Origin of the sequence: Streptomyces sp. CB09001 (assembly GCF_003369795.1) — a bacterium.
GTDB lineage: Bacteria > Actinomycetota > Actinomycetes > Streptomycetales > Streptomycetaceae > Streptomyces.
The window spans coordinates 6,480,691-6,501,639 of record NZ_CP026730.1; the positions used below are offsets into that span (position 1 = coordinate 6,480,691).

The window sequence follows — 20,949 nt, forward strand, 5'->3', positions numbered from 1 at the left end:
GGGTCCCCGGGGCCGGCCGACGCGCACCCGTCGGCCGGCCCCTCGCCGTCTCACGTCATGAACCGCCCCCCAACAACCCCGCGGCCCGCGCCCACCGGTACTTCGCGCCCAGCACGGCCACCGGCTTCTCGGTCGTGTACGGGTACGCCACGACGCCGCGCTCGAAGAGGTACTGGCACGCCTCCTCCACCTCCACGTCGCCCGCGAGGGAGGCCACCACGGGCTTCTCGATGCCGCGCTCGCGGAACTCGGCCACCACGCGCGCGGTGAGTTCGGCGAACACCATGGGAGGCGTGACGATGGTGTGCCAGTAGCCGAGGACGAGCGCGTGGATGCGGGGGTCCTCCAGGCCCAGCCGGATCGTCGCCTCGTACGTCGACGGCGGCTCGCCCCCGGTGATGTCCACCGGGTTGCCCGCCGCGCCGAAGGGCGGGATGAAGGCGCGGAACGCCGTGTCCAGGTCGGGCGGTATCTCCATCAGCGACAGCCCGTTGTCGGTCACCGCGTCGGAGAGCAGCACACCGCTGCCGCCGGCGCCCGTGATGATGACCACGTTGTCGCCCTGCGGAGCGGGAAGCACCGGCAACGCGCGCGCGTACTCCAGCATCTCGTTCAGCCCCGGCGCGCGGATCACGCCGGCCTGTCGCAGGATGTCGTCGTACACGGCGTCGTCCCCGGCGAGTGCCCCGGTGTGCGACCCGGCCGCCTTGGCGCCCGCCGCCGTACGGCCCGCCTTGAGCACCACGACCGGTTTCCTCGGCACGGTCGCCCGCGCGGCCTCGACGAAGGCGCGGCCGTCCTTGAGGTCCTCCAGATGCATGGCGATGCAGTCGGTGTGCGGGTCCTCGCCGAACCAGGTCAGCAGGTCGTCCTCGTCCAGGTCCGACTTGTTGCCCAGGCCCACGATCGCCGACACGCCGGTCTTCGTCGTCCGCGCGAAGCCCAGGATGGCCATGCCGATGCCGCCCGACTGCGAGGTCAGCGCGACACCGCCCTTGACGTCGTAGGGCGTGCAGAACGTGGCGCACAGGTCCTGCCAGGTCGAGTAGTAGCCGTAGATGTTCGGGCCCAGCAGCCGGATGCCGTGCCGTTCGGCGACCGCCACGATCTCGTCCTGGAGTGCCTGTTCGCCGGTCTCGGCGAAGCCGGAGGGGATGAGGACGGCGTTGGGGATCCGCTTGCGCCCCACCTCCTCCAGGGCCGCCGCCACGAACCGCGCGGGGATCGCGAAGACCGCCACATCCACCTCACCGGGAACGTCGGTGACACTCTTGTACGCCTTGCGGCCCAAGATGTCATCGGCCCTGGGGTTCACCGGGTGGATCTCGCCCGCGAAGCCGCCGTCGACGAGGTTGCGCATCACGGAGTTGCCGATCTTCCCCGGCTCGCCCGACGCGCCGATCACCGCGACCGACGCGGGCTGCATCAGGCGGCGCATCGAGGTGAGGATCTCCTCGCGCGTGTACCGGCGCCGCTCCTTCGGCTTGTCGGTAGCCAGGATCACCCTGATGTCGGCGGCGACCGCACCCTCGGGCGTGGCGATCACCGGGTTCAGGTCCACCTCGGCGATCTCCGGGAAGTCGGCGACCAGCTCGGAGACCCGGCGGATCTGCTCCGCCACCGCCCACCGGTCCACCCCGGCCCGCCCGCGCACCCCGCGCAGCACCTCGGCCGCCCGGATCGAGTCCAGCATGGACAGTGCCTCGTCGGCGTCCACGGGGGCGAGCCGGAAGGTGACGTCCTTCAGCACCTCGACCAGCACCCCGCCCAGTCCGAACGCCACCACCTTGCCGAACGTCGGGTCGGTGACCGCCCCGACGATGACCTCCTGCCCCTGCGGCGCCAGCTCCTGGATCTGCACGCCCTCGATCCGCGCGGAGGCGTCGTACGCGCGCGCGTTGTCGACGATCCGGCAGAACGCCGCCCGCACGTCCGCCGCGCCCTCGACCCCCACGACCACACCGCCGGCGTCGGTCTTGTGCAGGATGTCCGGCGAGACGATCTTCATCACCACCGGTCCGCCGAAGCGTGCCGCGCACGCCACCGCCTCGTCGACGTCCCGCGCCAGCTCCTCACCCGGTACGGCGATCCCGTAGGCGTCCGCGAGCACCTTGCCCTCCGGTGCGGTGAGCGCGGTGCGCCCCTCGGCCCGCACGGCGTCCAGGAGCCCGCGCACCCGCGTCAGACGGTCCTCGGCCATCACGTCAGATCACCCCGCTCGACTTGAGCAGCCGCAGTTCCTCGTCGCCGAGGCCCAGCTCGCCGACGTAGACCTCTTCGTTGTGCTCGCCGAGCAGCGGTGAACTGGTCACCTGTACGGGGGAGTCGGAGAGCTTCAGCGGGCTGCCGACGGTCACGAACTCGCCGCGTTCGGGGTGGGGCACGGTGACGACCATCTCGTTGGCGACCAGCGAGTCGTCCTCGATGATCTCCTTCGTGGACAGGATCGGCCCGCACGGGATGTTGTGGGCGTTGAGCCGCTCCAGCACCTCCCACTTGGGCAGGGTGGACGACCACTCCTCGATCAGCTGGAACATCTTGTTCAGCTTCGGCAGCCGGGCCCGCGGGGTCGCCCACTCGGGGTCGTCCGCCAGCTCGGGCCGGCCGATCAGCTCACTGAGCGGCTGCCAGCCGACCGGCTGGACGATGACGTACACGTAGTCGTTGGGGCCGCCCGGGGCGCACTTGACCGCCCACCCCGGCTGCCCGCCGCCGGACGCGTTGCCGGACCTGGGAACCTCGTCGCCGAAGTCCTCGTTGGGATATTCGGCGAGTGGACCATGGCTCAGGCGCTGCTGGTCGCGCAGCTTCACCCGGCAGAGGTTGAGCACCGCGTGCTGCATGGCCACGTTCACCCGCTGACCACGTCCGGTGTGCTCCCGCTGGTAGAGCGCGGCGAGGATGCCCGCCACGACGTGGACGCCCGTGCCCGAGTCCCCGATCTGGGCCCCCGTCGCCAGCGGCGGCCCGTCCTCGAAACCGGTGGTGGACATCGATCCGCCCATGGCCTGCGCGACGACCTCGTACGCCTTGAAGGCGGTGTACGGGCCCTCGCCGAACCCCTTGATGGAGGCATAGACGATCCGTGGATTGATCTCCTTGATGCGGTCCCAGGTGAAGCCCATCCGGTCCACCGCGCCCGGTCCGAAGTTCTCGACCATGACGTCCGAGCGCCGGATCAGCTCGGTGAGGATCTCCTTGCCGCGCTCGGTCTTGGTGTTGAGGGTGATGCTCCGCTTGTTGCAGTTGAGCATCGTGAAGTAGAGGGAGTCGACGTCCGGCAGATCGCGGAGCTGCCCCCGTGTGATGTCACCGTGCGGCGCCTCGAGCTTCACGACGTCGGCGCCGAGCCAGGCGAGCAGCTGGGTCGCCGAGGGCCCGGACTGCACGTGCGTCATGTCCAGGACCCGGATGCCCTCAAGAGCCTTCGCAGGCGTTCCGGTCGTGCCTGTCGTTCCGGTCGTGCCAGTCGTGCCTGTCATGGGGGGCACCTCACTTGTACATCGTCTGGTTCATGGTTCCGGGGGCGTACGCGTCCGGGTCCACCCAGACGTTGATCAGGGACGGCTTGCCGGACTCGCGGGCCCGGCGCAGCGCGGGGCCGATGTCGGCGGGGTCGCGCACCTCCTCGCCGTGGCCGCCCAGCATCCGGGCGAACCGGTCGTAGGGCACGTCGCCGAGCGTGTTGCCGACCCGCTCGCGCTCCTTGCCGTACTTCACGGCCTGGCCGTAGCGGATCTGGTTCATCGAGGAGTTGTTGCCGACGATGCCGACGAAGGGGAGGTCGTAGCGGACCAGGGTCTCGAAGTCCCAGCCGGTGAGCGAGAAGGCGCCGTCGCCGAAGAGGGCGACGACCTCCTTGTCGGGCCGCGCCTGCTTGGCGGCCAGCACGAAGGGGACGCCGACGCCGAGCGTGCCGAGCGGTCCCGGGTCCATCCAGTGGCCGGGTGACTTGGGCTGCACGACCTGCCCGGAGAAGGTGACGATGTCGCCGCCGTCGCCGATGTAGATGGAGTCCTCGGTGAGGAAGTCGTTGATCTCGCTGACCAGCCGGTAGGGGTGGATGGGGGAGGCGTCCGACCTGAGCTGCGGCAGCCGCTTGTCCAGCGCCGTCCGCTCGGCCGCGCGCAGCTCGTCCAGCCATTCCTTGCGCTTCGCCGCGCCCCCGTTGATCCGTCCGGAAGCCGCCTCGGTCACCGACTTCAGCACCAGCCCCGCGTCGCCGACGATGCCGAGGTCGATGTCGCGGTTCTTGCCGACGGTGCGGTAGTCGAGGTCGATCTGCACGACCGTCGCGTCCGGGGAGAGCCGCTTGCCGTACCCCATCCGGAAGTCGAAGGGCGTGCCGACGATGACGATGACGTCGGCGTTGGAGAAGGCGTAGCGGCGGGAGAGCTGGAAGTGGTGCGGGTCGCCGGGCGGCAGGGTGCCGCGGCCGGCGCCGTTCATGTACGCCGGGACGTTGAGCGTGCGGACCAGCTCGACGGCGGCCTCGGTCGCGCGGGTCGTCCACACCTGGCTGCCGAGCAGGACGGCCGGCTTCTCGGCGTGCACCAGCAGGTCGGCGAGCCGCTCGACGGCCTCGGGGTCCCCGGCCGACCGGGTGGAGGCGCGGTAGGCCCCGGCCCGCGGCACCCGCGCCTGCTCCGCCGGCACCTTGGCGTCCAGCACGTCGCGCGGAATCTCCAGGAAGGAGGGCCCCGGTGCGCCGTGGTAGCACTCGCGGAATGCCATCGACACCATGTCGGCGGCGCGGGCGGTGTCCGGCACGGTCGCCGCGAACTTGGTGATCGGCGTCATCATGTCGACGTGCGGCAGGTCTTGCAGTGACCCCATCTTGTGCTGGGTGTGCGCGCCCTGACCGCCGATCAGCAGCATGGGCGACTCGGCGCGGAAGGCGTTGGCGACCCCGGTGACGGCGTCGGTGGTGCCCGGCCCCGCGGTGACCACCGCGCAGCCGGGCTTGCCGGTGATACGGGCGTACCCGTCGGCGGCGTGCGCGGCGACCTGCTCGTGGCGTACGTCGACGACCTCGATGCCCTCGTCGACGCAGCCGTCGTAGATGTCGATGATGTGGCCGCCGCACAGCGTGTAGATGCGGTCGACCCCCTCGGCCTTGAGTGCCTTGGCCACGAGGTGGCCGCCGGAGATGACGTCCTGAGTGTCGTCGGGCATGGCGAAGTCCTGTCCCTTCACGAGGGGTTGGGGCGCTCTCGCGGTACATTGCATACAGTCGACGAATACTGTATGAAGCTTGTTATCCCGCATCCGGTGGGTGGTGTCCAGGGGGCGTGCGGCACTTTCAGTCAGGAGCCGAGATGGACCTGTACGAACACCAGGCAAGGGAACTCTTCAAGGAACACGGGATCGTCGTGCCGAGGGCCGAGGTCACCGACTCGCCCGAACGGGCCCGGGAGATCGCCCGCGCACTCGGCGGACGCGCCGTCGTCAAGGCGCAGGTCAAGACCGGCGGGCGCGGCAAGGCGGGCGGAGTACGGCTCGCCGCCGACCCCGCCGAGGCCGAGGAGGCGGCGCGGCACATCCTCGGCATGGACATCAAGGGACACACGGTCGACACCGTCATGCTCGCCGAACCCTGCGACATCGAGCGGGAGTTCTACGTCTCCTACGTCCTGGACCGGGCGTCCGGGCGCTTCCTCGCCATCGCCTCCGCGGAGGGCGGCATGGAGATCGAGGAGGTCGCCGCCCGGCGGCCCGAGGCCGTGGCGCGCATCCCCGTGGACCCCGCCACGGGTGTGCACACGGCCACCGCGGTACGCATCGCCGACGCCGCCGGCCTGCCCCCGCAGACCGTCGACACCCTGGTGCGGCTGTGGAAGGTACTGGTCCGCGAGGACGCCCTCCTGGTCGAGGTCAACCCGCTGGTCAGGACGGCCGAGGGCAGGATCGTCGCCCTCGACGGCAAGGTCACCCTCGACGACAACGCCCGCTTCCGGCAAGCCCGTTGGGGTGAGGCGAAGCAGGAAGCCGCCGACTCCCTGGAGGCGCGGGCCGGCGCCCAGGGCCTCAACTACGTCAAGCTGGACGGCGAGGTCGGCGTCATCGGCAACGGCGCCGGGCTGGTCATGTCGACACTCGACGTGGTCGCCGGCTGCGGCGCCCGACCCGCCAACTTCCTCGACATCGGCGGCGGCGCCTCCGCCCGGGTCATGGCCGACGGGCTGTCGCTCGTCCTCTCCGACCCCGACGTGAAGTCCGTCCTCGTCAACGTCTTCGGCGGCATCACCGCCTGCGACGCGGTCGCCGACGGCATCGTCCGCGCCCTCGACGAGGTCCGGCTCACCAAACCGCTCGTCGTACGCCTCGACGGCAACAACGCCGCCCGGGGCAGGGCCCTGCTCGACGCACGCGCGCATCCCCTGGTCGAACAGGCCACCACCATGGACGGCGCAGCCCGCCGTGCCGCGCGGCTCGCCACCGCGGCGTCCACCGCCGGACAAGCCGGATAAGGAGACAGGACGACATGGCGATCTACCTCACCAAGGAGAGCAAGGTCCTCGTCCAGGGCATGACCGGTGCCGAGGGCATGAAGCACACCCGCCGCATGCTGGCCGCGGGCACCGACGTCGTCGGCGGCGTCAACCCGCGCAAGGCGGGCCGCACCGTGGACTTCGACCACCGCACCGTCCCGGTCTTCGGGTCGGTCCGCGAGGGCATCGAACGCACGGGCGCCGACGTCACCGTCGTCTTCGTGCCGCCCGCCTTCGCCGAGGCCGCGGTCGTCGAGGCCGCCGACGCCGGCATCGGCCTCGCGGTCGTCATCACCGAGGGCATCCCGGTCCACGACTCCGTCGCCCTCACCGCCCACGCCCGGGCCAGGGGCACCCGCGTCATCGGCCCCAACTGCCCCGGCCTGATCACCCCCGGCCAGTCCAACGCGGGCATCATCCCGCCCGACATCACCAAGCCCGGCCGCATCGGCCTGGTCTCCAAGTCGGGCACGCTCACCTACCAACTCATGTACGAACTGCGCGACATCGGCTTCTCCACCTGCGTGGGCATCGGCGGCGACCCGGTCGTCGGCACCAGTCACATCGACTGCCTCACCGCCTTCGAGGACGATCCCGACACCGAACTGATCGTTCTTATCGGCGAGATCGGCGGCGACGCGGAGGAACGCGCGGCGGCCCACATCCGCGCCCACGTCACCAAACCCGTCGTCGCCTACATCGCCGGCTTCACGGCACCCGAGGGCAGGACCATGGGCCACGCCGGGGCCATCGTGTCCGGCTCCTCGGGCACGGCGCGGGCGAAGAAGGAGGCGCTGGAGGCGGCCGGCGTACGGGTCGGGAGTACACCGACCGAGACGGCACGGCACGTACTCGCCGTAACAGGAAGTGCCGCACAGGACGACGCGGCCCGCGACGGAGTCCGCGCATGACGGCGGCCGGCGCTCAGGACACCGAGCTTCTCGCCCTCAAGTCCGGCACTTCCTGGGCCGACGCATGGCGCCGCTGCCGCACCGTCGCCCCCGAGGCGTTCCACGAGGACCGCGTCCTCAACCTCTGGGACGCCGGCTGGCGGGCGGACGGCCGGGTCCTGCCGGCCACCAGCCCGGTCGACGGCACCCCGATCGCCGGCCTGCCCCGGATCGACGCGGCCACGGCCCACCGCGCCGTACGCGCCTCACTCGACCAGCACCGGGCCTGGCGCCACGTCCCCCTGCCCGAGCGCCGCGCCCGCGTGGCGGCCACCCTCGACGCCCTCGCCCAGCACCGCGAACTGCTCGCGCTGCTGCTGGTCTGGGAGATCGGCAAGCCCTGGCGGTCGGCGCGGGCCGACGTCGACCGGGCCGTCGACGGCGTGCGCTGGTACGTCGACGGCATCGAGGACATGCTCGACGGGCGTGCTCCGCTGGACGGCCCGGTGTCCAACATCGCCAGCTGGAACTACCCGATGAGCGTCCTCGTCCACGCCCTGCTGGTCCAGGCCCTGGCGGGCAACGCGGTCATCGCCAAGACCCCGACCGACGGCGGAGTCGCCTGCCTGACCCTGGCCTGCGCACTCGCCGCCCGCGAAGGACTTCCCGTCACCCTCCTCAGCGGCAGCGGCCGAGAGCTGTCCCAGGCACTGGTCCGGGCACCCGAGATCGGCTGTGTCTCCTTCGTCGGCGGCCGGGACACCGGCGCGCACGTCGCCACCGCCCTCGCCGACCTCGGCAAGCGGCACATCCTCGAACAGGAAGGACTCAACACCTGGGGCATCTGGAACTTCACGGACTGGGACGCGCTCACCCGGATCGTCCCGAAGCTCTTCGACTACGCCAAGCAACGCTGCACCGCCTACCCGCGCTTCGTCGTCCAGCGGCAGCGGTTCGACGCGTTCCTCGCCGCGTACCTCCCGGCCGTCCGCACCCTGCGCGTCGGCCACCCGCTCGCCGTGGCCGCGCCGGACGACCCGTACCCGGCACTCGACTTCGGCCCGGTGATCAACGCGGCCAAGGCCAAGGAGCTGCACGACCAGGTCGCCGAGGCCGTCGACCGGGGCGCCGTCCCGCTGCACCGCGCCGGCGCGGCCGACGCCCGGTTCCTGCCCGGGCAGGACACCTCGGCCTACGTCCAGCCGGTCACCCTGCTCAACCCGCCCCGGTCCTCACCCCTGCACCACGCGGAACCCTTCGGCCCGGTCGACACCATCGTCCTGGTCGACACCGAGGCCGAGCTGCTCGCCGCGATGAACGCCTCCAACGGCGCACTGGTGGCCACGCTGTCCACGGACGACCCGACGACGTACGACAGGCTGGCGCCGCAGATCCGCGCGTTCAAGGTCGGCCACGGCGTACCCCGCTCCCGCGGGGACCGCGACGAGCTGTTCGGCGGACACGGGGCGTCCTGGCGCGGCGCCTTCGTGGGCGGTGAGCTGCTGGTGCGCGCCGTGACACGCGGACCCGCGGGGGAGCGGCTGCCGGGGAACTTCCCGGACCACCACCTCATGCCCTAAGGGGTGTCGGCCCGGTCCGCCGGGCCCCGGGTCAGCCGATGCCCTGGCGGTCCGGCCGCAGCGCGAAGGCCCGGTCCGCGGCGGTCGGCGCGGTCCGCTCGACGGCCTGCCGCAGCAGCTCACGGTGGCGCAGCAGTGGTGCGCGCCGCTCCGGCGGCACAAGCAGCAACAGGTCGTCGAGACCGGCCACCAGACGCCGAGTGACCTGCGGCGACCCGGTGGCGCAGGCACGGACCTCGGCGAACCCGAGGTCCACCAGCTCCGCCCAGCCGGGTACGGGCTGCACCAGCCGGAGCGCACCGCGGCGGTCCCGGTGCAGAGCGGCGTCCAGCGGCCGCCGGGACAGCGTGGCCAGGATCTGCACGACCCGGTCCAGTGCCTGCACGGCGGTCGTCGGATCGTTCACCGCGGGCGACAGCGCGCGCAGCCCGATGTCGGACAGCTGGCGCAGCCCGAACGACAGGTCCTGGTGAAAGGTGCGCTCCACCCCCACGGACAGGGCGTACCGCAGCGCCCGGCGCGGCGGAGCCGCCCCGCCGTGCACCGCCAGGACCGATGTGCCCGGCACCAGGAAGTCACCGATCCGCGGGACCAGCCGCAGCACCACCCCGTGCCCCCGGGCCACCCGCACCAGCCGGGCGATGTGCACGTCCCGCAGTACGCCGCCCTGCCCGTCGTGGGCGATCCACGCCGTCACGGGCCCGAGCCCGGGCGCCGCTCCGCCGTCCGCCGGCACCGGCATCAGCGCCGCCACCCGGAAGGACTCGGCGGCGATGCGGGCGATCACATGGCTGACCCGCATCAGGCGCAGGGTGGCGTTCACGTACATGACGAAGAGCAGCAGACTCAACGCGACCATGACCAGGGTGAGCACCGACTGCACCAGCGGGACAGAGGTGGCGGCGCGGGGGTCGGGATTGCTGTCGTAACTGGTCAGCACGAGCAGCGTCAGGACGAAGGTGGCGAGGAAGACGCCGAACGTCGCCTTGGTGATCCGGCTGCGGACGAAGAGCCGCACCACCCGCGGGGTGAACTGTCCGCTCGCCATCTGCACCGCGACCAGGGAGATGCTGAACACCACACCGATGAAGGTCATCATCGCCGAGCCGACCGCCGACACCACCGTCTTCGCGTCGTCCGCGAAGCGCAGCAGCTCGGCGAGCGTGTCGTAGTCGCCGTCGTCCTGCAGCGAACGGACGAGGGCCGCGTCGAGCTCCTGAGCCACCAGCCAGACCACGAAGACACCCGCCATGGCCGCAGTGGGCGCGAACCAGAACGTGTCCCGCAGATGCTCCCTGAGCGGCGACAACGCCCGCGCCCGACGACGCCGGAGCGGGCCCTGCGTAACCATCCAGTCACTCATGGTGCGACCCTAGGCGCAGCGGAGCCGCCCGTCCCGGACCGCCGCTCAGGGCGGGGGTGAGGGAAGGAAACGCAGGTGAAAGGCACCGCGAAAGCTTGGTATGGTTGTCCATGTCGCCGCGGGGATCACCCCCGCACCGCGACAGACACCTGGTCCGGGTGGCGGAATGGCAGACGCGCTAGCTTGAGGTGCTAGTGCCCTTTATCGGGCGTGGGGGTTCAAGTCCCCCCTCGGACACAAGATCGAGCAGAGGACGATGCCGGTCGGGAGAGATCCCGGCCGGCATCTCGCGTTTCCGGACGAAAAACCCGGTGCGGCGCCGGACCCGGCCTCCCTACACTCACCACCACACGCCGGGATCGTGACCGAGCGAGGGGAGCAGGGCCGTGCGCATCCGCACCGCTGCCGTCGTCCCCCCGTCCCGCTACGAGGTGATCCTGGTGTCTTCGGCCGTCCGGTGCCCGCTGCGCGGCCGGCACCGGATGCCCGCGACGCACATCTGACAGCCCACGCCCCTCGCCGGGAGCGTCCGGCGCGTGCGTCCGGGGAGATCGCGCTGCCCCTTTCCGGTTCCTCCGAAAGGCCTCGGGCCATGCGCACCAACCCGCTCACCACCGTCCGCAACCTGGGCATCCTCGCCCACGTCGACGCAGGAAAGACCACCGTCACGGAGCGGATCCTCTACCTCACCGGTACCACCCACAAGCGCGGCGAGGTCCACGACGGCACCACCGTCACCGACTTCGACCCGCAGGAACGCGACCGGGGCATCACCATCTTCGCCGCGGCCGTCAGCTGCGCCTGGGCGGGCCACCGGATCAACCTCATCGACACCCCGGGGCACGTCGACTTCGCCGACGAGGTCGAACGCTCCCTGCGCGTGCTGGACGGCGGGGTCGCCGTCTTCGACGCGGTCGCGGGGGTGGAACCGCAGAGCGAGTCCGTGTGGCGGCAGGCCGACCGGCACGGCGTTCCCAGGATCGCGTTCGTCAACAAGATGGACCGGGCGGGCGCCGACCTCGACACCGCCGTCGCCTCGATCCGCCAGCGGCTGCATCCCGTACCCCTGGTCGTGCAGCTGCCCATCGGCACGGAGGACGGCTTCACCGGCGTCGTCGACCTGCCGCGCATGCGCGCCCTCGTATGGGCCGAAGGCACGGACACGGCCGAGGAGGGGCCGGTACCCGACACCCTGCGCGAGGAGGCGGCCCGCAGACGGCGGCTGCTGGAGGAAGCGGTCGCCGAACGCCACCCGGGCGCGCTGGAGGAGTTCTGCGACCGGGAGACGCTCACCTCGGCCACCCTCACCGGCGCCCTGCGCGACCTGACGCGCACCGGCGACGGCGTGGTCGTGCTGTGCGGTTCCGCCTACCGCAACCGCGGCGTCGAACCGCTGCTGGACGCCGTGGTGGCGTACCTGCCCTCGCCGCTGGACGTGCCCCCGGTGCGCGGCAGCCACGACGGCACCGAACGGGAGCGGCCCGCCGACCCGGCGGCGCCGATGGCGGCACTGGCGTTCAAGGTGAACGCCACCCCGACGGGACGAATGACGTACCTGAGGGTGTACTCGGGCACGATCGAGAAGGGAGACACCGTGTGGGACGCGGGCACGCGCCGCACCGAGCGCATCGGCCGCATCCTGCGGGTACGGGCCGACCGGCACGACCCGCTGGAGCGCGCGGTCGCCGGGGACATCGTCGCCGTGGTCGGGCTGAAGTCGGCCCGCGCCGGCTCGACCCTGTGCGCACCGGGCGCCCCACTGCTCCTGGAACCCCCGGGCGTGGCCGAACCGGTCGTGCACGTCTCGGTGGAGGCCCGGCGTTCCACCGACACCGGCCGGCTGGCCTCCGCGCTCGCCCGGCTGACCGAGGAGGACCCCTCACTGGCCGTGCGGACCGACCCGGAGACCGGACAGACCGTGCTGTCGGGCATGGGCGAACTGCACCTGGAGGTCGCGGTGGAGCGCGTCCGGCGCGAGCACGGTCTCGAGGTCACGGTCGGCCGCCCCGTCGTGGCGTACCGCGAGACGGTCGGTGAAGGCGTCACCGGCTTCGTCCACCGGCACGTCAAACAGGACGGCGGCGCCGGGCAGTTCGCGCACGTCGTACTCGACGTCGAGCCGTGGGAGGGGGAAGGCGGCGGCGACGGGGACGCCGCGGGCGGCGGTTTCGTGTTCCGTTCGACGGTCGTCGGCGGACGCGTGCCGCAGGAGTACGTCCGGGCCGTCGAGGCGGGCTGCCGGGACGCCCTCGCCGAAGGTCCGCTGGGCGGCCACCCGGTGACCGGCCTCAGGGTCACCCTCACCGACGGCCAGACCCATGTGACGGACTCCTCGGACACGGCCTTCCGCGCCGCCGGCCGGTTCGGTCTCCGCGACGCCCTGCGCGCCTCGGGGACGGTCCTGCTCGAACCGGTCGTGGAGGTCACTGTCACGGTGCCCGAGGACGGTGTCGGCGGCGTGCTCGGTGACCTCGCCGCGCGCCGCGGCCGGGTCACCGGCTCCGACACCCGGGGCGGCGCGGCGGTGGTCACGGCCACGGTCCCGCTGGCCGAGCTGTTCGGTTACGCGACCCGGCTGCGCAGCCGCACCCAGGGCCGGGGCACCTTCACCGCCCGGCCCACCGGCTACGCACCGGCACCCGCGGCGGTCGCACGGTAGGCGCGCCGGGCGGCCCCGTCCACCCGCGGCCACCGCGCAGCACTCCGCCCCGCCGGGCCGAAGCCCGGCGGGGCGGAGCGCCACCTGCCGCCGAATCGACGGCACCGACGTCACGTTCACCTCAGGGGTACTGCACCACCTTCGACGGCACGGTGTCCGTCCCCGACGTGGGCGAGCCCGTGTCGTTGATGACGCACTCGTACTGCCCGTTGCCGCCGAGCGACACCACGAGCAGCCCGTGGAAGCGCACTCCGGAACGGTTCGGTGCGGCGAAGCCGTGGTGCTGCACGATGGACGGGTTCACGTTGTAGTAGCAGTAGCTGCCCAGGCCCCAGCCCTCGTGCTCGGTGACGTCGTCGCCGACCTTGTAGGCGGCGTAGCCCTTGACCGAGCCGTTCTGGATCGCGGCCTGGTCCGGGGCGTCGTACGCCTTCTCGTTCTGGAAGAAGACCGTGCGGCCGCGCTCGCCGTTCCACTGGACGTCGTACTTGTTGAAGTGCTCCACGAACAGGCCGGTGATCAGTACGTCGTCGCCGTTGACCACCACGCCGTAGTCGGCGCGGTTGGTCTCCCAGCCGACGCCGTCGCCGTGGTCGGCGCGCCACACCCAGGTGTGGTCGACGATCGTGTGCCGGCTGTTGACGACCAGGCTCGTGGTCGCCTTGCCGGGACCCGCGCCGCCGATCCGGACGAACACGTCCTGGACGGTGGTCGGGTTGGCCGAGTGGTCCGCCGACGCCCCCTCGGGCCCGACCTCCAGCAGGGTCGCGGAGTTCACCGGACCGGCGTCCACGAGGAACCCGGCCAGTCGGACGCCGTCCACGTCGGCGACCTTCAGGGCGGTGACACCGTTGTCGGGGATGAGGGTGGCGTAGCCGAGGCCCAGGACGACCGTGCCCGCCCGCTTCACGTCCACGGTCCGGTCGAGGTGGTAGATCCCCGGCGTCAGCAGCAGGTGCAGGCCCTCCTCCAGTGCCTGGTTCAGGGTGGCCGCCGAGTCGGCGGGCTTGGCCACGTAGAACTGGGTCAACGGCAGCGAGGTGCCGCGCGGGGTGCCGTTGCCCCAGGAGACGCCGCGGGCGTCGGTGCGCTTCTCCGGCAGGAAGACGCGGTACTCCTCGCCGTCGAGGTACAGGAAGGGCTTCTCCCGGGAGACGGGCGTCGTCTCCAGCGTCGTGTACGGCGGTTCGGGGAAGCTCTGCGCGGGCGCGCCTTCCACGCCGGAGAACACCATGTTCCACACGGCGTTGAGCCAGCCGCCGACCGAGCTGTCCCGGGTGTACCACTGCTGCTGGGAGTACGGACCGACCGTGCCGTCGATCCGGCTGTCGGCGATGTAGCCGCCGCTGGCCCATCCGTAGCCGTCGGGGGCGAGGTTGAGGCCGCCGCGCACGTGCATGCGCCGGAAGGGTGCCGCCTGCGAGACCGCCCAGCGGTTGGTGCCGCTGACCGGGACCAGGGCGAGGTTCTCCGCAGAACGCCAGAAGTTCTGCGTGGCGTTGCCGTCGAACCAGCCGGCGTCGACCGTGACGTCGCCGTTGATGGTGGTGTCGTCGGGGGAGAGGCCGAGGCCCGCGATCGCGGTGTAGAAACCGAGTTGGGCGTTGAGACCGCTGTAGGTGCCGGGCTTGAACAGCAGCGCGTAGCGGCCGGTGCCGAACTGGGCGGACTCCTGCTGCTTGAAGATCTCGTCCAGCCTGCCCTGGATGTTCGCCGTGGACGGGTCGAAGACGATGACGTTCGGCCCGAGGTCGCCACCGCCGGGCAGCGCGCGAGGCCCGTCGGGGGAGTCTGCGGCGGCGCTTCCCGCTCCGGCCAGTGAGGCCAGCACGGGTGCCGCGGCGGCCGCCGCGAGGAGGCTGCGGCGCCGCACCCCGGAGGGTTCGGGGGTGGGGGAGGGTGTGGGGGAAGAGGGCATGCGGGCGGCTCTCCTTGTTCGGAAAGTGAACGAAGTGGGGGTGGGGGAGCGCTCTCTGGATGTGCATGCTTCATCTGCGCGCACGGCACGTCAAGAGTTGCGACCGTTTCTTGTGTGCTGTGTTCAACAAGTGGGGGCGCAGGGTGCGTTGACCCACCCGCTGTTGCTTCCGTCCAAGCCCTTGACACCCTTCCGCCGTGCCCTCAACACTCCGACGTGGGAGAGCGCTCTCCGAGAAATTCTCCGACCGTCTCAGCCCGATCCCTCTCAGGAGGTCTCCATGCCACGGAGATCGAAAGTTCTGTCCGGCACCCTCGTCGCGAGCGCGTTACTGCTGACCACGATCGGCATCGGCACGGTCGCCGCCGGCGCGGACACCCCCGCCGCCTCCGCCCCGGCCGGCGCCACGCACGCCGGGCACACCATGGCCCTCTCGACCGCCGCCTCGCCCGAGGACCCGGACGGCGACGGCTACATCCCCGCGAACCCGCCGGTCACCGGTGTCACCCCGTCCACGAAGGAGCCGCCGCACCGCTACTTCCACGAGTTCCAGGCCAACTGCGCGGTCAGCCACACGGCGCCCGACGACCCGATCGTCTACGCGCAGCAGCCGGGCAAGTCCCACGACCACACCTTCATGGGCAACACGACGACCAACGCGTACAGCACCACCGCCTCGCTCGACGCCGGGTCCACCACCTGTCTGGCGCCCGGCGACCGGTCGGGCTACTGGATGCCGACCATGTACGACGGCGACCGCCCGGTGCTCCCGGTCGGCCCGCAGACCATCTACTACAAGGCCGGCGTCACCGACTACACCAGCGTGCGGCCCTTCCCGAAGGGGCTGCGTTACGTCGTCGCCAGCCCGATGCAGAGCGCCCAGGAGTTCCGCGACCACCCGGGCTTCGTCGAGGGCTGGGAGTGCGGCGACAGCTTCTTCAACGTCGACTTCCCGACCGACTGCCCCGAACGCCAGGACGTCCAGGTCAACATCCGTTTCCAGGCGCCCAGTTGCTGGGACGGCAGGAACCTGGACACGCCGGACCACAAGAGCCACATGGCCTATCCGGTGGTCAACCCCGGGACCAACAACAACATCTGCCCGGCCGACCACCCGGTCGCCCTGCCGATGATCGAGTTCAAGATGGCCTTCCCGGTCAACGGCGACCTCTCCCGGGTGCGACTGGCCAGTGGCGCGAGCTACTCGTTCCACTACGACTTCTTCAACGCCTGGGACGAGGCGACCCTGGACGCCATGGTCGGCCACTGCATCGTCGGCGGGCTGCAGTGCGACGCACGCGGCTACGACCAGACCCACCCGGAGGCCGGAGCGGCGCTGAACGAGGACTACGAACTGCCCTGACCGCGCCCCGGCCCATGAGACCGGCCCGGCCGTCCCCTGCCCCCGCCACGGCCGGGCCGCCCCCCCATACCCCACACACCGGAGACAACCCCGATGAGCCGACCCCGCACCCCCACCAGCAGACTCGCCCCCGCCAGCAGATTCACCCCCGCCCGCGGGCTCACCGCCACGCTGACCGCCGGCCTGCTCACGCTCGGCGCACTCACCGCCCTGCCCGCCGCGCAGGCACACGCCGCCGGCAGCGTCGTGAAGGTCACCGGCAGTCAGGGCAACTGGCAACTGACCGTGAACGGCAGCCCGTACACGGTCAAGGGCCTCACCTGGGGTCCGTCCCCGGCCGACGCCGACCGGTACCTGCCCGACCTGGCATCCATGGGCGTCAACACCATCCGCACCTGGGGCACCGACGCGAGCAGCCGTCCGCTCCTCGACTCCGCCGCCGCCCACGGAGTCAAGGTCGTCGCGGGCTTCTGGCTCCAGCCCGGCGGCGGTCCGGGCAGCGGCGGCTGCGTCAACTACCTGACCGACACCTCGTACAAGGACCAGATGCTGGCCGAGTTCCCGCGCTGGGTCCAGGAGTACAAGGACCATCCGGGCGTCCTGATGTGGAACGTCGGCAACGAGTCGGTGCTGGGCCTGCAGAACTGCTACAGCGGTGACGAACTGGAGCGCCAGCGCGACGCCTACACCACCTTCGTCAACGACGTCGCCAAGAAGATCCACGCCGTCGACCCGAACCACCCGGTCACCTCCACCGACGCGTGGGTCGGCGCCTGGCCCTACTACCAGAAGAACGCCCCCGACCTGGACCTGTACGCCATCAACTCCTACGACGCCGTCTGCGACGTCCGGACCGCCTGGGAACAGGGCGGCTACACCAAGCCGTACATCGTCACCGAGTCCGGACCGGCCGGCGAGTGGGAGGTGCCGGACGACGCCAACGGCGTACCGGAGGAACCCACCGACGAGGCCAAGGCGCAGGGCTACACCGACGCCTGGAACTGCGTCACCGGGCACCGCGGAGTCGCCCTGGGCGCGACCCTGTTCCACTACGGCACCGAGTACGACTTCGGCGGCATCTGGTTCAACCTGCTGCCCGCGGGCCAGAAGCGGCTGTCGTACTACGCCGTGAAGCGGGCCTACGGCGGTGACACCTCCCGTGACAACACCCCACCGGAGGTGAGCGGATTCGGCGTCGAGGGCGACGCGGGCAAGGTGCAGGCCGGCAAGGACCTGGTCCTCACCGTGCGTGCGACCGACCCCGACGGCGACCCGATCGCCTACGAGGTGCTGGCCAACAGCAACTACATCGACCAGAGCAAGCAGTTGACCCCGCTCCCCGCCACCGACCTCGGCGGTGGACGCCTCAAGGTCACCGCGCCCGACCGGCCCGGCGTCTGGAAGCTGTACGTCAAGGCCACCGACGGCAGGGGCAACGTCGGCGTCGAGACCCTCTCGGCGCGGGTCGTGCCACCCGCCGTCGACGGAACGAACGTCGCCCTCGGCAGGCCGGCCACCGCGTCCTCCTTCCAGCCGAGCTACGGAGACTGCCCGTGCACCGCCGCCAACGCCGTGGACGGGAAGGCGGACACCCGGTGGGCCAGCGACTGGAGCGACCCGCAGTGGGTCCAGGTGGACCTCGGCACCCGCACCGCGTTCCGGCACGTCCAGCTGTACTGGGAGTCCTCCTACGCCAAGGCCTACACCGTCCAGACCTCGGACGACGGACAGAACTGGCGAACCGTGTCCACCGTGACCGACGGCAACGGCGGCGTCGACACCCTCGACGTGTCCGGCAACGGCCGCTATGTGCGCGTCAACGGCACCGCGCGCGGCACGGGTTACGGCTACTCGCTGTACGAGTTCGGCGTCTACGCCTGACGCCGGGGACCAGTCGGAAGGGGGGAGACCCGGGTGGGGACGAGTGACGAGGAGATCGACCGGCTGCTCGGCAAACTGACACCACGTGCCCGCGCGCTGCTGCTGAACGGCGCCACGACCTGGCGCACGAGGGCGGAACCGGCGGTGGGCCTCAGGGAGTTGGTGATGTCGGACGGCCCGTCGGGCGTACGGGGCGAGGCCTGGGACGAACGGAGCACCTCCCTCCTGCTGCCCTCCGCCTCGGCGCTCGCCGCCACCTGGGACGACGCACTGGTCGAGGACCTCGGCGGCCTGCTCGCCGCCGAGGCCCGGCGCAAGGGCGTGGACGTCCTCCTCGCCCCGACCTTGAACCTGCACCGCAGCCCGCTGGGCGGCCGGCACTTCGAGTGCCTCTCCGAGGACCCCGAGCTGACCGGCCGGATCGGCGCCGCGCTGGTCCGCGGGATCCAGGCGCACGGCGTGGCCGCCACCGCCAAGCACTACGTGGCCAACGACTCCGAGACCGACCGCCTCACCGTCGACGTGCGAGTGGGCGAACGGGCGCTGCGGGAGGTCTACCTCGCCCCCTTCGAGGCGGCGGTGGCCGCCGGGGTCCGGCTCGTCATGGCGGGGTACAACGCGGTCAACGGCACCACGATGACCGCGAACGCCCTGCTCACCGACCCACTGAAGAGCGAGTGGGGCTTCGACGGCGTCGTCGTCTCCGACTGGGGCGCCGTGCGCGGCACCGCCGACACCGCCCGCGCCGGTCTCGACCTCGCCATGCCGGGCCCCGACGGCCCCTGGGGTGAGGCGCTGGCCCGCGCGGTGGCCGAGGGCGGCGTGCCCGAGGCGGCCGTCGACGACAAGGCACGGCGCCTGCTGCGACTCGCGGCGTGGCTGGGCGCGTTGGACGAGCGCGACGCGTTCCGGACGCGGGACCCGGACAGACCGGCTGCCTCGGCGGTCCCGCTTCTGCCGTCCGGCGCGAGGGATGCGTCGGTCATGCCTCTCCCGTGCGGCGCGGAGGGCCCGCCGTACCGGGATCCGTCGCCTGGCGTGGAGGGATCGCCGGGCCGGGGGGCGGGGGTCTCATCGACTTCGGCCGTCTCGCCGGGTGTGGACGGTGCGGCGCGCCGGGCTCCGTGGCCCGGTGCGGAGGGCTTCCCGGACCGGGGCCCGGCGCACGGTGCGGAGCCGTCCGGGCCCGGTCCGCGGTGTGCCGGGGACGCCCGGGCGCTGGTGCGTCGTGCCGTCGCCGCCGGTGCCGTGCTGCTGGCCAACAGGGGCGTCCTGCCGCTCGACCCCGAGCGCCTCGGGACCGTCGCCGTGATCGGCGCGCACGCTCTGCGGACCCGTACCCAGGGCGGCGGCAGCGCGGGCGTCTTTCCCCGGGACGAGGTGTCGGTTCTCGACGGCATCCGGGCCGAACTGCGCGGCCGGGCCCGCGTCGTGCACGTCCCAGGCCCCCGGCCGGACGGTCCCGCACCTCCAGTGGACCCGGACACCTGCACCGACCCGCGTTCGGGGCTGCCCGGCGTCCTGCTGCGGATGCTCGACGCGGACGGCCGCGAGTTGTACGCCGAACGGCGCCGCGGCGGGCGTCTGCTGGAGCCCCGCCTGGTGCCGGGCGCGCACACCGTCGAGATCGGCGCCCGGCTGCGCCCCCGCACCGGCGGCTCCTGGTCCCTGGGCGTGGCCGGCTTCGGCCGGATGAGCCTGACGATGGACGGACGCACTCTGCTGGCGGGCGACTTCCCGCCGCCCACCGACGACCCGGCGGTGGTGCACGTCAACCCGCCCGCCCAGTACGTCACGGCCGACCTCACCGTCGGCCGGGACATCCTGGTGGTGGCCCGCCGCGAGCTGGCACCCGGCACCGGCCGGGCCACCGTCCTCGTCGCGGCCCCGCCCGCCCCGGACGTGACCGCGTCGCTCGCCCAGGCCGCCCGCGCGGCGCGTGCGGCGGACGCCGCTGTCGTGGTCGTCGGCACCACCGAGCACGGGGAGTCGGAGGGCTACGACCGTACGAGCCTGGCGCTCGGCGCCACCCAGGACGCGCTGGTCCGGGCCGTCGCGGCCGCCAATCCGCGCACCGTCGCCGTCGTCAACAGCGGCGGCCCGGTGGAACTGCCCTGGCGGGAGCAGGCGGGCGCGGTGCTCCTGGCCTGGTTCCCCGGACAGGAGGGCGGCGGTGGACTGGCCGACGTGCTCTTCGGACGCGCCGAGCCAGGCGGCCGGCTGCCCACCACCTGGCCGGCGGTCCTCGCCGACGCGCCGGTCACCCGCACCCGCCCCGAGGGCGGCCGCCTCGACTACGACGAGGGCCTGCACCTCGGCCACCGGGGCTGGCTGCGCCACCACCGTCCGCCCGCCTACTGGTTCGGCCACGGGCTCGGCTACACCACGTGGCTGTACGAGGGGCTGACCGTCCCGCCGGTAGCCAGGGCGGGCGACGACCTCACCGTGCGCGTGCGGGTGCGCAACACCGGTGCGCGGGCGGGCCGGGAGGTCGTCCAGGTGTACCTGGCCCGGCCCGCGTCGGCTCTCGACCGTCCCGCCCGGTGGCTCGCCGGGTACGTGGCGGTGCGGGCGCGCCCGGGGGAGGCGGTGACGGCGACGGTGCGCGTCCCGGCGCGGGCCCTGCGCCACTGGTCGGCGGCGGAGCACGCCTGGCACACGGAGGCGGGGCCCTGCCGGGTGCTGGCCGGGCGGTCGGCGGGGGACGTGCCGCTGGTCGCGGACCTGGAGGTGGTGCTGCCGTCGTCCGCGTGAGAGCGGGGGAGAGCGAGGGGAGAGCGCTCTACCACCCGCCGTGCGCCGCC

General features: G+C 72.2%; 12 protein-coding genes and 1 tRNA gene. 8 read left to right on the top strand and 5 right to left on the bottom strand.

Annotated features, from left to right (window positions below; translation table 11 throughout):
* Nucleotides 1-55: 55 nt before the first annotated feature.
* Genes C4J65_RS29965 through C4J65_RS29975 form a run of 3 tightly spaced genes read right to left on the bottom strand, consistent with a single transcriptional unit; the run spans nucleotide 56 to nucleotide 5,175 of the window.
* Nucleotides 56-2,200, bottom strand: coding sequence for an acetate--CoA ligase family protein (locus C4J65_RS29965; protein ID WP_115746696.1), 2,145 nt, complete (start codon nucleotides 2,198-2,200; stop codon nucleotides 56-58).
* 4 nt (nucleotides 2,201-2,204) lie between these two features.
* Nucleotides 2,205-3,482 (bottom strand): formyl-CoA transferase, encoded by a 1,278-nt coding sequence (gene frc, locus C4J65_RS29970; RefSeq protein WP_115745225.1) that lies wholly within the window; start codon nucleotides 3,480-3,482, stop codon nucleotides 2,205-2,207.
* 10 nt (nucleotides 3,483-3,492) lie between these two features.
* Nucleotides 3,493-5,175, bottom strand: a complete 1,683-nt coding sequence (locus tag C4J65_RS29975) for a thiamine pyrophosphate-binding protein (protein ID WP_115746697.1) — start codon at nucleotides 5,173-5,175, stop codon at nucleotides 3,493-3,495.
* Nucleotides 5,176-5,318: 143 nt separating this feature from the next.
* Here C4J65_RS29975 and sucC point away from each other — a divergent pair, with 143 nt between their 5' ends.
* From sucC to C4J65_RS29990, 3 genes are read left to right on the top strand one after another with little or no spacing between them, the layout of a single operon-like run.
* Nucleotides 5,319-6,470 (top strand): ADP-forming succinate--CoA ligase subunit beta, encoded by a 1,152-nt coding sequence (sucC, locus tag C4J65_RS29980; protein WP_115745226.1) that lies wholly within the window; start codon nucleotides 5,319-5,321, stop codon nucleotides 6,468-6,470.
* A gap of 14 nt (nucleotides 6,471-6,484) precedes the next feature.
* On the top strand, nucleotides 6,485-7,402 hold the full coding sequence (gene sucD / locus C4J65_RS29985; RefSeq protein WP_115745227.1) for a succinate--CoA ligase subunit alpha: 918 nt from the start codon (nucleotides 6,485-6,487) through the stop codon (nucleotides 7,400-7,402).
* A complete protein-coding gene (locus C4J65_RS29990; protein ID WP_115745228.1) occupies nucleotides 7,399-8,961 on the top strand; it encodes an aldehyde dehydrogenase family protein in 1,563 nt (520 codons plus the stop codon). The genes sucD and C4J65_RS29990 overlap by 4 nt, the downstream gene beginning before the upstream one ends.
* 31 nt (nucleotides 8,962-8,992) lie before the next feature.
* Here C4J65_RS29990 and C4J65_RS29995 read toward each other — a convergent pair whose 3' ends face one another.
* Entirely contained in the window at nucleotides 8,993-10,324 is a 1,332-nt protein-coding gene (locus C4J65_RS29995) for a DUF2254 domain-containing protein (protein ID WP_115745229.1), read from the bottom strand.
* A gap of 152 nt (nucleotides 10,325-10,476) precedes the next feature.
* Here C4J65_RS29995 and C4J65_RS30000 point away from each other — a divergent pair.
* Nucleotides 10,477-10,561, top strand: a tRNA-Leu gene (locus C4J65_RS30000).
* 355 nt (nucleotides 10,562-10,916) lie between these two features.
* Entirely contained in the window at nucleotides 10,917-12,983 is a 2,067-nt protein-coding gene (fusA, locus tag C4J65_RS30005; RefSeq protein ID WP_115745230.1) for an elongation factor G, read from the top strand.
* Between the two features lie 121 nt (nucleotides 12,984-13,104).
* Here the strand turns inward: fusA and C4J65_RS30010 are convergent, their stop codons facing one another.
* Nucleotides 13,105-14,901 carry a coagulation factor 5/8 type domain-containing protein gene (locus tag C4J65_RS30010; RefSeq protein ID WP_115745231.1) on the bottom strand — a complete coding sequence of 599 codons (1,797 nt, stop codon included), beginning with the start codon at nucleotides 14,899-14,901 and terminating at the stop codon, nucleotides 13,105-13,107.
* 280 nt (nucleotides 14,902-15,181) lie between these two features.
* On the opposite strand from C4J65_RS30010, the gene C4J65_RS30015 reads away from it, so the two are divergent.
* From C4J65_RS30015 to C4J65_RS30025, 3 genes are all read left to right on the top strand, one after another.
* Nucleotides 15,182-16,264, top strand: a complete 1,083-nt coding sequence (locus tag C4J65_RS30015; protein WP_115745232.1) for a DUF1996 domain-containing protein — start codon at nucleotides 15,182-15,184, stop codon at nucleotides 16,262-16,264.
* 93 nt (nucleotides 16,265-16,357) lie between these two features.
* Nucleotides 16,358-18,145, top strand: coding sequence for a discoidin domain-containing protein (locus C4J65_RS30020; protein WP_115745233.1), 1,788 nt, complete (start codon nucleotides 16,358-16,360; stop codon nucleotides 18,143-18,145).
* A gap of 33 nt (nucleotides 18,146-18,178) precedes the next feature.
* The gene (locus C4J65_RS30025) at nucleotides 18,179-20,899 is read left to right on the top strand and encodes a glycoside hydrolase family 3 C-terminal domain-containing protein (RefSeq protein ID WP_115745234.1); all 2,721 of its coding nucleotides are present in this window, start codon (nucleotides 18,179-18,181) and stop codon (nucleotides 20,897-20,899) included.
* Nucleotides 20,900-20,949: the final 50 nt, after the last annotated feature.

Coding starts and splice junctions, on each gene's coding strand:
- C4J65_RS29965 (WP_115746696.1), bottom strand. CDS start 2,200: ATGGCCGAGGACCGTCTGACGCGGGTGCGCGGGCTCCTGGACGCCGTG.
- frc (WP_115745225.1), bottom strand. CDS start 3,482: ATGACAGGCACGACTGGCACGACCGGAACGACAGGCACGACCGGAACG.
- C4J65_RS29975 (WP_115746697.1), bottom strand. CDS start 5,175: ATGCCCGACGACACTCAGGACGTCATCTCCGGCGGCCACCTCGTGGCC.
- sucC (WP_115745226.1), top strand. CDS start 5,319: ATGGACCTGTACGAACACCAGGCAAGGGAACTCTTCAAGGAACACGGG.
- sucD (WP_115745227.1), top strand. CDS start 6,485: ATGGCGATCTACCTCACCAAGGAGAGCAAGGTCCTCGTCCAGGGCATG.
- C4J65_RS29990 (WP_115745228.1), top strand. CDS start 7,399: ATGACGGCGGCCGGCGCTCAGGACACCGAGCTTCTCGCCCTCAAGTCC.
- C4J65_RS29995 (WP_115745229.1), bottom strand. CDS start 10,324: ATGAGTGACTGGATGGTTACGCAGGGCCCGCTCCGGCGTCGTCGGGCG.
- fusA (WP_115745230.1), top strand. CDS start 10,917: ATGCGCACCAACCCGCTCACCACCGTCCGCAACCTGGGCATCCTCGCC.
- C4J65_RS30010 (WP_115745231.1), bottom strand. CDS start 14,901: ATGCCCTCTTCCCCCACACCCTCCCCCACCCCCGAACCCTCCGGGGTG.
- C4J65_RS30015 (WP_115745232.1), top strand. CDS start 15,182: ATGCCACGGAGATCGAAAGTTCTGTCCGGCACCCTCGTCGCGAGCGCG.
- C4J65_RS30020 (WP_115745233.1), top strand. CDS start 16,358: ATGAGCCGACCCCGCACCCCCACCAGCAGACTCGCCCCCGCCAGCAGA.